At 60.5% G+C, this 15,091-nt stretch carries 12 protein-coding genes; all 12 read left to right on the top strand.

What is annotated here, in order from left to right; all coding sequences use genetic code 11:
- The first annotated feature begins 60 nt into the window (after nt 1–60).
- The 12 genes from ACY8GK_RS03200 to ACY8GK_RS03255 all read left to right on the top strand — a co-directional run bounded on the left by ACY8GK_RS03200 (nt 61) and on the right by ACY8GK_RS03255 (nt 15,087).
- Nucleotides 61–372 (top strand): helix-turn-helix domain-containing protein, encoded by a 312-nt coding sequence (locus ACY8GK_RS03200; protein ID WP_462402289.1) that lies wholly within the window; start codon nt 61–63, stop codon nt 370–372.
- 202 nt (nt 373–574) lie between these two features.
- Entirely contained in the window at nt 575–1,423 is an 849-nt protein-coding gene (locus tag ACY8GK_RS03205; protein WP_462402290.1) for a zinc ribbon domain-containing protein, read from the top strand.
- A gap of 565 nt (nt 1,424–1,988) precedes the next feature.
- The gene (locus ACY8GK_RS03210) at nt 1,989–2,882 is read left to right on the top strand and encodes a LysR substrate-binding domain-containing protein (RefSeq protein WP_462402291.1); all 894 of its coding nucleotides are present in this window, start codon (nt 1,989–1,991) and stop codon (nt 2,880–2,882) included.
- Nucleotides 2,879–3,211: a hypothetical protein gene (locus tag ACY8GK_RS03215; RefSeq protein ID WP_196176274.1), complete on the top strand. Its 333-nt coding sequence runs from the start codon at nt 2,879–2,881 to the stop codon at nt 3,209–3,211. Before ACY8GK_RS03210 ends, ACY8GK_RS03215 begins: the two co-directional genes overlap by 4 nt.
- A 129-nt stretch (nt 3,212–3,340) precedes the next feature.
- The gene (locus ACY8GK_RS03220) at nt 3,341–3,646 is read left to right on the top strand and encodes a DUF6388 family protein (RefSeq protein ID WP_196176272.1); all 306 of its coding nucleotides are present in this window, start codon (nt 3,341–3,343) and stop codon (nt 3,644–3,646) included.
- Between the two features lie 267 nt (nt 3,647–3,913).
- Complete coding sequence (gene tig, locus ACY8GK_RS03225; RefSeq protein WP_462402292.1) at nt 3,914–5,227, top strand: trigger factor; 1,314 nt, start codon at nt 3,914–3,916, stop codon at nt 5,225–5,227.
- 91 nt (nt 5,228–5,318) lie between these two features.
- Nucleotides 5,319–5,960: an ATP-dependent Clp endopeptidase proteolytic subunit ClpP gene (gene clpP, locus ACY8GK_RS03230; RefSeq protein ID WP_196176268.1), complete on the top strand. Its 642-nt coding sequence runs from the start codon at nt 5,319–5,321 to the stop codon at nt 5,958–5,960.
- A 105-nt stretch (nt 5,961–6,065) separates the two neighbouring features.
- Nucleotides 6,066–7,349, top strand: a complete 1,284-nt coding sequence (gene clpX, locus ACY8GK_RS03235) for an ATP-dependent Clp protease ATP-binding subunit ClpX (protein WP_196176266.1) — start codon at nt 6,066–6,068, stop codon at nt 7,347–7,349.
- Between the two features lie 152 nt (nt 7,350–7,501).
- Complete coding sequence (lon, locus tag ACY8GK_RS03240) at nt 7,502–9,898, top strand: endopeptidase La (RefSeq protein WP_462402293.1); 2,397 nt, start codon at nt 7,502–7,504, stop codon at nt 9,896–9,898.
- A 149-nt stretch (nt 9,899–10,047) separates the two neighbouring features.
- Complete coding sequence (locus ACY8GK_RS03245) at nt 10,048–10,320, top strand: HU family DNA-binding protein (protein WP_196176262.1); 273 nt, start codon at nt 10,048–10,050, stop codon at nt 10,318–10,320.
- A 179-nt stretch (nt 10,321–10,499) separates the two neighbouring features.
- Nucleotides 10,500–12,371 carry a SurA N-terminal domain-containing protein gene (locus ACY8GK_RS03250; protein ID WP_462402294.1) on the top strand — a complete coding sequence of 624 codons (1,872 nt, stop codon included), beginning with the start codon at nt 10,500–10,502 and terminating at the stop codon, nt 12,369–12,371.
- A gap of 217 nt (nt 12,372–12,588) precedes the next feature.
- Nucleotides 12,589–15,087 (top strand): bifunctional diguanylate cyclase/phosphodiesterase, encoded by a 2,499-nt coding sequence (locus tag ACY8GK_RS03255; protein ID WP_462402295.1) that lies wholly within the window; start codon nt 12,589–12,591, stop codon nt 15,085–15,087.
- The last annotated feature ends 4 nt before the right edge of the window (nt 15,088–15,091 follow it).

Consider the following 15,091-nt stretch of genomic DNA (forward strand, 5'->3'; position numbering starts at 1 on the left):
TGATTTCGTGTGAGACAAGTCATCAAATGATGACCTGTCAATCGAAAAGGTGATGTTTTGTTGACCATCGGTGACCGATTGAGGGAAGAGCGCACACGTCTGGGGCTCAACCAGACGGACTTCGCTGCGATTCCTGGCGTAACTAAAAACTCTCAGTTGAACTACGAAAAAGGTGAGCGCAGCCCTGATGCGGCCTACTTGGCAGCCATTGCCGAGCGTGGTGTCGACATCCTTTACGTAGTCACTGGCACAAGGCAAATCCGCTTGGACGGTCTGTCTGCCGAGGGAGCACAGCTGCTCGAACTGCTGCCCAGAATCGACCCCTCAGATCAGGCCATCCTCCTGCGCACAGCCGCCGCATTTGCAAGATGATCTTGCAGTCGACGGATTCTGAAACCATTCCAGCGTACTAGCATGCAGCTCTAGCGTTTCTAATTCGTACCGCCACTGCATTCGCGATACCCCACGCTTGAGAAAACGAGTGGACCGGTCGCCTCGCCCATGACGGGCCAGGACGACGCGCGGATCCAGTGTACCGGCCATGGGGGTCGGTGATTTGTGGAGGGCCATTGGCATGGCAGTTCTAGGAATGTTGTTAGTGCTGGCGGTAACCGCGCTGGTCTGGTGGGGCTCGGTCAAAAAGTTGCGACAAGAGGGCAAGGGTGTCTTCACCCGTCATGCGCTGGGGTGTATCAGCGGTTCAGTCGCTGGGTTCTTGGTGATGCTTGTCTGGGCAATCCTGGTTCATGACGGCGACAAACCGTCCGCGCCTACACCTACAGAATCAGCGGCAGCGCGAGCTGACCTAGCGCCCGAAGTGGCGGCCGTCGAGGCCATCGAATCGCCCGTTACCTATACGATCACCAAAGATGACCATCGCAATGGCATGCCACGTAAGGTCGAGGCTGTGTTATCGCATCGCGTGTCCGAAGCAGAACTCGAAAAAGTAGCACGTGCCATCCGCGACGACTTTAGCGCCATGCCGCCGCGTACGTTCATCGGTCTGCGTGTGGAAGGCCAGGTCGACCGTGCCTATTGGGCAAACGCCAGCTTCCAGCCCGACTATCAAGCGTCGATCATCGGTCTGGACGCCGAGGCCTATCGAACGTTGACAGACCTCGATCTCGGCCCGTATCCGACCTTGGTCAGCAGCTGGCTGCAGGATGGCAGCCTGGGCCACCTGATGGTGCTCTACAAGGTCAAGAACGCCTACAAGCTCGATCGTATCTTCCCGGACGGTGGCAAACGGACCGAGACCTACCTCGCCAAGAACCTCGACGGCCAGCGCCTGCGCTTGCAGCAGCCCGACGACGAAAACGGCGAATACTACGTGCTGCTCCCCAATGGTGACCTGGAAGGCTGGAGCAGCAACGGCAAGTACGCACACCTGCCGCAATTCAAAGCACCACCTGCGCGCGACTAAGCACACGACACCCATACGCCGGCGTGATCTCGATAGTGCCCAGCCACAGGGCACTGAGTAATGACGAATCCGGAGTATCGGTTGTGAGAAAAATCAACAAACGGGAACGTGACCTGATCGAGCTGTTCCGAGCTTTGACGCGACAGCAGAAAGACGACGTGATGCGGATCCTGGCCGCGCTTCGAGCCGCTAGACATTGGGAGGAGAGAAGCCTGGCCTCGCCGGGCCTGTGCTGAGCCGATTGCGCAGAGTCATCATGGGGCTCGTCGAGCGGATTCGGGCTCGCCAGTAACCACTTGCCAGGTACAATGGAAGCCGGAAGCTGGCGGTGGCAGGCTGCTCGCGCGATGGACTGCCAGCTGGTCTGTAGCGCCGAGGCGTTTGCGGGCCAGGCAACAGGTACGCCCATGCGCTCATCGGGCGCGGCGCAACAGTATCGATTGGCGGCACGGGTTTTGCTGGCAGTGTCTGGCGGCTGGCCTTGGCTTCATGGCTCTAGGCCGGGTTCGTGCCTCTGCCGTCTCGAAGGGTGCATCTGCTCGATCGAAGGAAGTCCATTACTCTCATGCCTGCAGGTTTACCCTTGCTACCTCCGCTCAACGCGCTTCGCATGTTCGAAGTGGTTGCGCGTCACTTGAATTTTCGTTTGGCTGCTGAAGAGCTGGGGGTCACCCAGGCGGCTGTTGCCCAGCAGATCCGTAATCTCGAGGCTAGCCTGGAGGTTCGTCTGTTCGAACGGTTGCCCCGTGGTTTGGCGCTGACAGACGCTGGGCGTGGTTACAGTGGCAGCGTGCGCGCTGCGCTGGCGATGATCGAGGAGGCTACCCGGCTGCTCAAGCCGGTCGCAGCGTATCTGACCGTCAGCGTCACGCCGACCTTCGCTTCGAAATGGTTGTTGCCCAGGCTGGGGGCCTTTGCCGAGGCCAATCCGGACATCGATCTACGTCTGCTGGCAACCGAGCGGCTTGCGCATTTTCAGAATGATTGTGTCGACATCGCGGTGCGCTATGGCAAGCCGCCGTTTGGTGCGGGCCTCAATGCCGAACTGTTGATGGAGCAGTGCGTCGTCGCTGTCGCCAGTCCGGGTCTGTTGGCGCAGAAGGGCCGGCCGACTGGTTTCGAAGGGCTTCAAGGCTTGCTGATGCTTCATGATGCGCATGATTTCTGGCCGCAGTTCACTGCCGCGCTGTTTCCAGGGCAAGGGCAACCCACGCTCAAGCACATGCGCTTCAACCAGACCTCACTGGCCATCGAGGCAGCGATCGGTGGTCAGGGGATTGCACTGGCCAGTCGTGTTTTCGTGAAGGATGACATCGCCGCCGGCCGGCTCGTGCAGGTGTTCGCTCAACAGCTCACGCTCGACGAGGCTTTTTATCTAGTGTGGCCGCGCAAGGCGCGACAAGCGCCAGCCTTGGCGGTCGTGGCTGATTGGTTCAGAAAGCAGATGGCCGATGAATGAAGCATGCCGGTGCCTCCAGGCCGGGCAAGCCCGCTTCGGTGTCTGGGGCGGGCGAACATATCCAGCCGATGAGTTCGGCACTGATTCTTTGTAGCGAAGGGAAACGAAAAATGACAGTTTTGCTGGTTCTGCTCGCCCTCGGCGCCGGACTGTTGGTCTGGTGGGGGCTTGCCAGGTCGTTGCGCAGCAGTGGTAGGGGCTTCGTCTGGCGGCACCTGTTGGGGTGCCTCGCGGGTTGGATGGTTGCGTTCCTGGTTCTCGGGCTTGCTGCCACGACGGGCGTGATCACGCTGGCGTCCGAGTCCGTGACCTCGACTTTGTCGGCATGAGGATCTTGGAGGCAGCGCAGTAGCACCTGTTCGCCGTCAGTGGAGCTTCCTCTATCGCTCTGGCCGGAAAAGCTGATAGATTTCAGCCGGTTGAAGCACCGGCCCGGTTGGCCGGCACGGGAAATCCACATGATTGCCAAAGAAGCTCGCCAGGCATTGGCGTTGCAGCGTTTCGCCGAGGCCAATCCACAGTTGCTCGAGGAGATCCGCGAGCTGGATGCCTCCGAGCAGGCTCGGCAGATCGAATGGGCGTTCGAGGATGCCGCGCAGGAGCAGGGACTGGAGCCCTGGGAACTGACGCTGCAGCTGGTCGCCGAATCGCCGCGGCAGTTGCAGGCGATGCGCCTGGAAGTCCATCGCGAAGTTGCCGATGCGCTTGGCATGGGCTGGGGCGAATATTGCGACGCCAACGAGATCGACGATTCATCTGCTTGATGTTTCGCAAGTGTTTGAGTGCAACGGTTGTTTGACAAGTTCTTGCAACCAGCGGAGCCGGGCGGCTGCCGGCTCCAGGTCATCCTGAGTCAGGACACTCCAGGGCCCGCCTGCCATGGGATGGACGGGTCCGGCAATGAAATCGACCGGCATGATTTTCCGGCAAGCAGGGTGGGGTGACTTCTGGTGCGTGAATCACTAGAATGCTTGCCCTTGATTCTGGAGTCGGGCTATCGCCGGCTAACGTCTGTGCAACGAGGAATATCCATGCAAGTTTCTGTTGAAAACACTTCTGCTCTCGAGCGTCGCATGACCATCGGCGTCCCTGCCGAGCGTATCGAGACCGAAGTCAACAAGCGTCTGCAGCAGACTGCCCGTCGCGCCAAGGTCCCTGGCTTCCGCCCAGGCAAGGTGCCGATGAGCGTGATCCGCCAGCGCTATGAGGACGCAGCTCGCCAGGAAGCCCTGGGCGACTTGATCCAGGCCACCTTCTACGAAGCTGTCGTCGAGCAGAAGCTCAATCCCGCCGGCGCGCCTGCCGTCGAGCCGAAAGTGTTCGAGAAGGGCAAGGACCTGGAATACATCGCCACCTTCGAAGTCTTCCCCGAGTTCACCGTTGCCGGCTTCGAGTCGATCAGCGTCGAGCGCCTGGAGGCCGAGGTGACCGATGCCGACCTGGACAATATGCTCGAGGTGCTGCGCAAGCAGAACGTTCGTTACGAACCCGTCGAGCGCGAAGCACAGAACGAAGACCAGCTGGACATCGATTTCGTCGGCAAGGTGGATGGCGAGACCTTCGCGGGTGGCTCCGCCAAGGGTACCAAGCTAGTGCTCGGTTCCGGCCGCATGATCCCTGGCTTCGAAGAAGGTCTGGTCGGCGCCAAGGATAAAGAGGAACGTGTGCTGAACGTGACCTTCCCCGAGGATTACCAGAACCTCGACCTGGCCGGCAAGGCCGCCGAGTTCACCGTTACCGTCAACGGCATTTCCGCTCCTCGACTGCCCGAGCTGAACGAGGAGTTCTTTGCCCAGTTCGGCATCAAGGAATCTTCTCTGGAAGGCTTCCGCGCCGAAGTTCGCAAGAACATGGAGCGCGAGCTGCGCCAGGCGATCAAGACCAAGGTCAAGAACCAGGTAATGGATGGTCTGCTGGCCACCAATCCGGTGGAAGTGCCAAAGGCCCTGATCGAGAACGAAGTCAACCGTCTGCGTGTCCAGGCTGTCCAGCAGTTCGGCGGCAACATCAAGCCGGAGCAGCTGCCTGCCGAACTGTTCGAGGAGCAGGCCAAGCGTCGCGTGGTGCTGGGTCTGATCGTCGCCGAAGTGGTCAAGCAGTACGAGCTGAAGCCGGACGAAGCCCGCGTTCGCGCCATGATCGAGGAAATGGCTTCTGCCTACCAGGAGCCTGAGCAGGTCATCGCCTGGTACTACAAGAACGACCAGCAGCTGCAGGAAGTGCGTTCGGTTGTACTGGAAGAGCAAGTTGTGGATACTGTTCTGCAGAAAGCTACTGTGACCGACAAGTCGGTCTCGTACGAGGAAGCCGTCAAGCCAGCCCAGGCACCTGCCGCCGCTGAGTGATTTCCTTCTTTCGTAGGAAGCCCACACAAGCCAGCCTTCGCGCTGGCTTGTGTGTATTCAAGCCATGACTATTTGGGAGTGAGCGCAGGACATGTCCCGCAATTCTTATATTCAGCAGAGCTCTGACATCCAGGCCGCAGGCGGCCTGGTCCCGATGGTTGTCGAGCAATCCGCTCGCGGCGAACGTGCCTACGACATCTACTCGCGCCTGTTGAAGGAACGAGTGATTTTCCTGGTCGGCCCGGTAGAGGACTACATGGCCAACCTGGTAGTGGCGCAGCTGTTGTTCCTTGAGGCGGAAAACCCCGACAAGGATATCCATCTGTACATCAACTCTCCGGGTGGCTCGGTCACCGCGGGGATGTCGATCTACGACACCATGCAGTTCATCAAGCCGGACGTCTCGACCATCTGCATCGGTCAGGCCTGCAGCATGGGTGCGTTCCTGCTGGCCTCGGGGGCCAAGGGTAAGCGTCACTGCCTGCCCAACTCGCGCGTCATGATCCACCAGCCACTGGGCGGATTCCAGGGGCAGGCGACCGATATCGAGATCCATGCCCAGGAGATCCTGTCCATCAAGGCAAGGTTGAACGAGCTGCTCGCCTACCATACTGGCCAGGACCTGGAAACCATCAAGCGTGACACCGAGCGTGACAATTTCATGAGCGCCCAGCGCGCCGCCGAGTACGGTCTGGTCGACTCGGTCTATGACAAGCGGCTCCTGGCGTCCTGATGCCGGATGCCAGGGCAGGCAGGCGTGCTCGCCTGTCTGCGGACTTGAAAAAGCCCGCAATTGCCTTCATCTTGTGTTGCAAGCCTACCGGATTGGATCGATCGAATGACAGACACCCGTAACGGCGAGGACAACGGCAAATTGCTCTACTGCTCCTTCTGCGGCAAAAGCCAGCATGAAGTACGCAAGCTGATTGCCGGACCCTCGGTATTTATCTGCGACGAGTGCGTCGACCTGTGCAATGACATCATCCGCGAGGAGGTGCAGGAAGCCCAGGCCGAGAGCAACGCGCACAAATTGCCTTCGCCGAAAGAAATCAGCTCCATCCTGGACCAGTATGTCATTGGCCAGGAGCGAGCGAAGAAGGTGCTTGCCGTAGCGGTGTACAACCACTACAAGCGCCTGAATCAGCGTGACAAGAAGGGCGACGAAGTCGAGCTCGGCAAGAGCAACATCCTGCTGATCGGGCCGACCGGCTCGGGCAAGACCCTGCTCGCCGAAACGCTTGCGCGCCTATTGAACGTGCCGTTCACCATCGCCGACGCCACCACCTTGACCGAGGCTGGTTATGTAGGCGAGGACGTCGAGAACATCATTCAGAAGCTGTTGCAGAAGTGCGACTACGATGTGGAAAAGGCCCAGATGGGTATCGTCTACATCGACGAGATCGACAAGATCTCGCGCAAGTCGGACAACCCGTCGATCACCCGCGACGTCTCGGGCGAAGGCGTACAGCAGGCGCTGTTGAAGCTGATCGAAGGTACCGTGGCCTCGGTACCGCCTCAGGGTGGGCGCAAGCATCCCCAGCAGGAGTTCCTGCAGGTCGATACGCGCAATATCCTGTTCATCTGCGGTGGTGCATTCTCGGGCCTGGAAAAGGTCATCCAGAACCGTTCCACCAAGGGTGGCATCGGTTTCGGTGCCGAAGTGCGCAGCAAGGAAGAAGGCAAGAAGGTCGGCGAGTCGTTGCGCGAGGTCGAGCCGGATGACCTGGTCAAGTTCGGCCTGATTCCGGAATTCGTCGGCCGTCTGCCGGTTCTGGCGACCCTCGACGAACTCGATGAGGCTGCCCTCATGCAGATTCTCACCGAGCCGAAGAACGCGCTGACCAAACAGTATTCCAAGCTGTTCGAGATGGAGAGCGTCGATCTGGAGTTCCGTACCGACGCGCTCAAGGCTGTCGCTCGCAAGGCTCTGGAACGCAAGACTGGCGCCCGCGGCCTGCGCTCGATCCTCGAAGGCGTGCTGCTCGACACCATGTACGAGATTCCTTCGCAGAAGGATGTCAGCAAGGTGGTAATCGACGAAAGCGTCATCGAAGGCTCGTCCCAGCCGCTGCTGATCTACGAGAACAGCGAACCGCAAGCCAAGGCAGCGCCTGACGCCTGAGTCGGATGCCTGTGCTGCAAGCAAGGGGCCCTAGGGCCCCTTTCTGCATTTCCTGAGCAGAGCGCTTGTAATTTTCCAGGGCTGCCCCCACATTAGCCCCAAGCATCATTTCCACCGGTTTCCGGCCGCAAGGCCGCTGTAGAGGCGAAATCATGAAGACAACCCTCGACTTGCCTCTGTTGCCATTGCGCGATGTCGTAGTTTATCCGCACATGGTCATCCCGCTGTTCGTGGGGCGCGAGAAGTCCATCGAAGCCCTCGAGGCGGCGATGACGGGCGAAAAGCAGATCCTGCTGCTGGCCCAGAAGAATCCAGCCGATGATGATCCGGGCGAAGACGCTCTCTACCGCGTCGGTACCATCGCCACTGTCCTGCAGCTGCTCAAGCTACCCGACGGTACCGTCAAGGTGCTGGTCGAGGGCGAGCAGCGCGGCGCCGTCGAGCGCTTCGTGGAAGTCGACGGGCATATTCGGGCAGAAGTGACCCTGATCGACGAGGTCGACGCGGCCGAGCGCGAGTCGGAGGTCTTCGTCCGTACCCTGTTGTCGCAGTTCGAGCAGTACGTCCAGCTGGGCAAGAAGGTGCCTGCCGAAGTGCTGTCGTCGCTCAACAGCATCGACGAGCCAGGCCGCCTGGTCGACACCATGGCCGCTCACATGGCGTTGAAGATCGAGCAGAAACAGGAAATCCTCGAGATCGTCGACCTGTCGAGCCGGGTCGAACACGTCCTGGCGTTGCTGGATGCCGAGATCGACCTGCTGCAGGTCGAGAAGCGCATTCGCGGTCGGGTGAAGAAACAGATGGAACGCAGCCAGCGCGAGTACTACCTGAATGAGCAGATGAAGGCCATCCAGAAGGAACTGGGCGATGGCGAAGAAGGCCACAACGAGGCCGAGGAGCTCAAGAAACGCATCGATGCGGCCGGCCTGCCCAAGGATGCCTTGGCAAAGGCCCAGGCCGAGCTGAACAAGCTCAAGCAGATGTCGCCCATGTCGGCCGAAGCCACCGTGGTGCGTTCCTATCTGGACTGGCTGGTTCAAGTACCATGGAAAGCCCAGAGCAAGGTGCGCCTCGATCTGTCGAAGGCGGAACAGATTCTCGATGCCGATCATTACGGGCTGGATGAGGTCAAGGAACGCATCCTCGAGTACCTCGCTGTGCAAAAGCGCGTGAAGAAGATTCGCGGTCCGGTACTTTGCCTGGTAGGGCCGCCCGGAGTGGGCAAGACCTCGCTGGCCGAGTCCATCGCCGCCGCGACCAATCGCAAGTTCGTTCGCATGGCCCTCGGTGGCGTGCGGGACGAGGCGGAAATCCGTGGTCATCGCCGTACCTACATCGGTTCGATGCCGGGCCGCCTTATTCAGAAAATGACCAAGGTCGGGGTACGCAACCCCCTGTTTCTGCTCGACGAAATCGACAAGATGGGCAGCGACATGCGTGGCGACCCGGCTTCGGCACTGCTCGAAGTGCTCGATCCGGAGCAGAACCACAACTTCAACGACCACTACCTGGAGGTCGACTATGACCTCTCGGACGTCATGTTCCTTTGCACCTCCAACTCGATGAACATCCCGCCGGCGTTGCTCGATCGGATGGAGATCATTCGTCTGCCGGGCTACACCGAGGACGAGAAGGTCAACATCGCCATCAAGTATCTGGCCCCCAAGCAGGTCAAGGCCAACGGCTTGAAGGAGGATGAGCTGGAGATCGACACGGCGGCCATTCGCGACATCATTCGCTACTACACCCGCGAGGCTGGCGTACGTGGCCTGGAACGGCAGATCGCCAAGGTGTGCCGCAAGATCGTCAAGGAGCATGCAGGTCAGAAGCAGGTTCGTGTCAAGGTCACTGGCGAGCAGCTCGAGCATCTGCTTGGCGTGCGCAAGTTCCGCTATGGCCTGGCCGAGCAGCAGGATCAGATCGGTCAGGTCACTGGCCTTGCCTGGACGCAGGTAGGCGGCGAACTGCTGACCATCGAGGCGGTGGTCATACCGGGCAAGGGGCAGCTGATCAAGACCGGCTCGCTGGGCGATGTCATGGTCGAGTCGATCACCGCGGCCCAGACCGTGGTGCGTAGCAGGGCCCGTAGCCTGGGCATTCCGAGCGATTTCCACGAGAAGCATGACGTGCACATCCACATGCCCGAAGGCGCCACGCCGAAGGACGGTCCGAGCGCGGGCATCGGCATGTGTACCGCATTGGTATCGGCCCTGACCCAGATCCCGGTACGGGCCGACGTGGCCATGACCGGCGAGATCACTCTACGGGGCCAGGTGCTGGCGATCGGAGGCTTGAAGGAGAAGCTACTGGCGGCGCACCGTGGCGGGATAAAGACGGTGATCATTCCAGAAGAAAACGTGCGTGACCTGAAGGAGATTCCCGAAAACATCAAGGAAGATCTTCAGATCAAACCGGTCAAATGGATTGACGAAGTCCTGCAAATTGCGCTGCAATACGCGCCGGAGCCCTTGCCAGATGTGGCTCCGGAGATTGTCGCGAAGGACGACAAACGCGACAGCGATGCCAAGGAGCGCATCAGCACGCACTAGTACGCATTCCACTGGGTGGCCTTCCTTGACAGTTTTTTCAGGCCCTTGCTATAAAGCGGCACGCTAGTGTCACGGGGCCGCCCATCGCCCGTTTTTGAAGCTTCTTACATACTTAGAAACATATCACTAGAGAAACAAGGGGACTTAGAGTGAACAAGTCGGAACTGATTGACGCTATCGCCGCATCTGCTGACATCCCGAAAGCCGTGGCCGGCCGCGCACTGGACGCAGTCATCGAATCCGTCACCGGCGCCCTGAAGCAAGGTGATGACGTCGTGCTGGTAGGCTTCGGCACTTTCTCCGTCAAGGAGCGCGCTGAGCGCACCGGTCGTAATCCGCAGTCCGGCGAAGCGATCAAGATCGCCGCTGCCAAGGTTCCAGGTTTCAAGGCAGGCAAAGGCCTGAAAGACGCCGTCAACTAAGCCGTCTCTTCAGCCGGGCCTGGCTTGGCCGGGCTCGATCGCGTCGCGGCAGGCGCAGACAGCGTTGCCCGTACGCACGTTTCGAGAAGGCGCATCTTCGGATGCGCCTTTCTTCTATCAGGACTCTACCCACGCTCCGCGGTTGTCGACGCAGTGGTACAACCGTTTCTGGGGGACGCATGCTGCAGAATATCAGGGACAATTCACAAGGTTGGATTGCCAAGACCATCATCGGCCTCATTGTCGTGCTGATGGCGTTGACCGGCTTCGACGCCATCTTCCAGGCCACCAACCATAGCCAGGATGCTGCCAAAGTAAATGGCGACACCATAAGCCAGAACGAACTGAGCCAGGCGGTCGACATGCAACGTCGGCAGCTGATGGAAAAGCTCGGCAAGAACTTTGACCCGGCGCTGCTTGACGAGAAGATGCTGCGCGAGGCCGCGCTGAAGGGGCTGATCGACCGCAAGCTGCTATTGCAAGGCGCCAAGGATGCCGGGTTCTCCTTTTCCGAACAGGCAATGGACCAGCTGATCCTGCAAATGCCGGAGTTCCAGGTCGACGGCAAGTTCAATGCCGAGCAGTTCGACCAGGTGATCCGTCAGCTGGGCTACGGGCGCATGCAGTTCCGCCAGATGCTGGCCGAGGAGATGCTGATTGGCCAGTTGCGCAATGGCCTGGGCGCAAGCGCATTCGCCACCGACCAGGCAGTCGAGGCGTTCGCCCGCCTGGAAAACCAGACCCGTGACTTCGCTTCGCTGACCTTCAAGGCCGACCCTGCCTCGATCAAGGTGTCCGAGGAGCAGATCAAGGCTCACTACGATGAGCACGCCAAGGAGTTCATGAGCCCCGACCAGGTGGTCATCGAATACATCGAGCTCAAGAAGTCCGCCTACTTCGACCAGGTCAAGGTCAGCGACGAACAACTCAAGGCCCTGTATGACAAGGAAGTGGCCAACCTGGCCGAGCAGCGACATGCCGCGCACATTCTCATCGAAGTCAATGACAAGGTGAACGATGAGCAGGCCAAGGCGCGCATCGAACAGATCCGCCAGCGGCTGGACAAGGGCGAGGATTTCGCCGCGCTGGCCAAGGAGTTCTCCCAGGACCCTGGTTCGGCGAGCAACGGCGGTGATCTTGGTTTCGCCGGGCCTGGCGTATATGCCCCTGCCTTCGAGGACGCTCTGTACAAGCTCGACGACGGCCAGGTCTCGGCGCCAGTGCGCACCGAGTACGGCTATCACCTGATCAAGCTGCTTGGGGTCCAGGCGCCTGACGTACCGAGCTTCGCCAGCCTGCAGGAGAAACTCACCCGCGAGCTGAAGACCCAGCAGGTAGAGCAGCGCTTCGTCGAAGCGACCAAGCAGCTGGAAGATTCCTCCTTCGAAGCCTCCGATCTTGCCCAGCCGGCGCAGGAACTGGGCCTGAAGGTCGAGACCTCCGAGCCGTTCGGACGTGAAGGTGGCAAGGGCATTACCGCCAACCGCGCGGTCATCCAGGCTGCGTTCAGCGAAGAAGTGCTTCAGGAAGGCGCCAACAGCAACGCCATCGAGCTGGATCCGGAAACTGTCGTGGTGCTGCGCGTGAAGGAGCATCGCAAGCCAGAGCTGCTGCCGCTTGAGCAGGTTGCGAGCAGCATCCGCGAACACTTGGCCAAGGAACAGGCAACCACCGAGCTCAAGGCCAAGGCCGACAAGCTGGTTGCGAGCCTGCGCGACGGTTCTGTCGCTGCCGATGCGGCACATGACGGCCAGCCTTGGACGGTCCGCGAGGCAGTCAAGCGTGACCAGGAGGGGATCGACCCGGTCGAGTTGCAGGCCGTGTTCCGCCTGGGCAAGCCACAAGCCAAGGACAAGCCTGTATTCGGTAGTGTCGTGCTGGGTGATGGTAGCCTGGTCGTCCTGCAACTGAAGGGGGTCAACGAAGGCGCTGCCGCCACCGAAGAGGAAAAGGCCGCCATGCGCCGCTTCCTTGCGTCGCGTGCCGGTCAGCAGGATTTCGCCGCTTACCGCAAGCTGCTGGAATCGAAGGCGGACATCACTCGTTATTGAGCAGGTATCCGCTACCGCCACGTCCATGAGCAGGCCGTGCAGGTCCTGGAAGTTCCAGGCCTGCACGGCCTGCTTCGTTGTTGCGAAGCCGCATTTTCCGGCTGCGGAAAACCACTCGTTTGCCGATAACCTTGCATCGAGACGTTTCTCCAGGCTGATTACGATGGCTTTCATGGCAGACAGTGGTTCTTCGAATTCCAAGGGTCGAAGCGTAGGCGTGACCCGCACTTCATTGTTCATCTTTACCGGCCTGCTCACCCTTGTGCTCGCGCTGGCCACGGCGTTTGCGATATACCTGGCCCGCGACCTGGACAGGCAAGAGGCGGCCAAGAGCGAATTCCTGCTGGGGAAGGCTTTCGAATCGCTGCGCGCCAGGCTGGTCTCCACTACCAAGGACTATGCGTTCTGGGGCGATGCCTATCGCCACCTGCGTCTGACGGTGAGCACCGACTGGGCCTTTGTCAGGGAAAACCTCGGCCCGACCCTCTACCACGACTTCGATATCAACGGTGTCTTCGTGGTCGATGAGACAGACCACACGGTCTATTCGGTCATAGACGGCCAGCTCTCGGACGTCAGGCTATCCGCCTGGCTAGGACAGCCAGTCAACGAGTTGCTGCAGCAAGCCAGGCAAAGCGAGGCGCAGGAAAAGCCAGTCAGCTGGTTCGGCACCTTTGACGGCAAGCTGGCGCTCATCGCTGCCGCGCCGCTCACGCCCGGAACCGATCCTTCGGTGCAGCGCGAGGAAGGCGCGGCCTCGGTGTTGCTGTTCGTGCAGCTGTTCGACCGTGAGCGTCTCGAAGCCGTGGGCGAAGGCTTCGGCGTCAGGCACCTGCGCCTGGAGCCCGGTCTTTCCGACACGCAACTCCAGCAGCTACCCGAAGCCACCGGCAGCTTGCGCATTCTCGCCTGGAGCCCGCCCGAACCGGGCCGCGACATGCTCAAGCTCATGCTGCCTCTGGTAGCGCTGTTCGCCATGGTCGTCTACCTGATGGTCTGGGTCATTCTCAGGCGCGCGACCGCGGCAGCCGTGTCGCTTGACCAGAGTCATGCGGCCCTGGAACACAGCCAGGCCGCGCTGGCGATCAGCGAGGCGCGATTCCGGGATGTGGCCGAAGCGAGTTCGGACTGGATCTGGGAAACGGACGCCGAGGGACGCTTCACGTTTCTTTCCGAGCGATTCGAATCGATTACCGGCTTCTCCCGCCAGCACTGGCTGGGAGCCCAGGCGAGCGGTTTGCTGAGCACCACCCAGGGATCGCTTTTCGACCGCGTGGGCCATCAAGACAACGGCGCCAGCACGACGCTGCAATGCACCTGCTCGACTCGCAATGGCAGCGAGCGGGTCATCCGCGTGACCGCCAGAGCCTTGCCGGACCACGGCCTGCGTGGAACCGCGACCGATATCACCGAGGACCTGGCCACGCGTCAGCGGATCGAGTACCTCTCGCAGCACGACGTGCTGACCGGGCTTCCCAACCGCGAGCAGCTGCGCAATTATCTCGATGGCAAGCTGCGTACCCTCGCCGGGCATGCCGGCTCGCTGGTCATGCTCAGCATCGATCTCGACCGTTTCAAGCCTGTCAACGACCTGCTCGGCCATGCGGTAGGTGACAGGGTATTGCTCGAAACTGCCCGGCGCCTGGCCGAGTGCGTCAGGTCGGGGGATCTGGTCGCCAGGATGGGGGGAGACGAATTCGTGATGATCCTGTCCGGCTTGTCCGGGCATGACGAAATCGAAAGGTTGTGCCGCAGGATCATTGCCTGCGTCGAGCAGCCCCTCGAGCTCGAAGAGCAGGATATTTTCATCGGCGCCAGCATCGGTATCGCCTTGGCGCCGCATGATGCCGTGGAGGCGGCGGACCTGCTGCGCTATTCCGACATCGCCCTGTACGAGGCGAAAGCCAGCGGGAGAGGAACATGGCGCTTCTATGCCAGCGACATGAACGCCCGGATCATCGAGCGTCGAAGACTGGAAAGCGATCTGCGCTATGGTATCCAGCACGGTGAGCTGCGCCTGCATTTCCAGCCACGCTATCGCATCGGCAACGGCCAGATGGTCGGGGCCGAAGCCTTGGTTCGCTGGCAGCATCCCGACCGTGGGTTGGTGAGTCCCGACATTTTCATCCCGATTGCCGAGGATACCGGGCTGATTTCGGCACTGAGCGACTGGGTGCTCGAAACGGCATGCCAGCATGCAGCCGGCTGGCCGCAGAACCTGTTCGTTTCGGTGAACCTGTCGCCCAAGGAATTCCAATCCCTGCAGTTGATCGAACGGATCGAGGCCGTCCTGTCTTCCAGCGGGCTGGCGCCCTGCCGTCTGGAGCTGGAGCTGACTGAAAGCGTGATGGTGGAGGATCCCGCCGGTGCGCTGGCGATCATGCAGTCGCTCAAGGCTCTGGGGGTCAGGTTGGCGATGGATGATTTCGGCACCGGCTACTCGTCACTGAGCTACCTGCGTTCGTTCCCGTTCGACGGCCTGAAGATAGACAGAAGTTTCGTCAGCCGGCTCGGCGAAAGCGAAAGCGACCGCTCCGTGGTTCAGGCGATCATAGGGCTGGGCCACGCACTTTCGCTTACGGTGACGGCCGAAGGCATCGAAAGCTCCGCCCATCTGGGGCTCCTGCAGTCGGTCGACTGTGACGAAGGCCAGGGCTACTACCTGAGCAGGCCGGTCACGTGCGAAGCGTTCGCCGAGTTGCTGGCGCCTGCCTGATGTG

This window comes from Pseudomonas sp. Marseille-QA0332 (genome assembly GCF_054950175.1).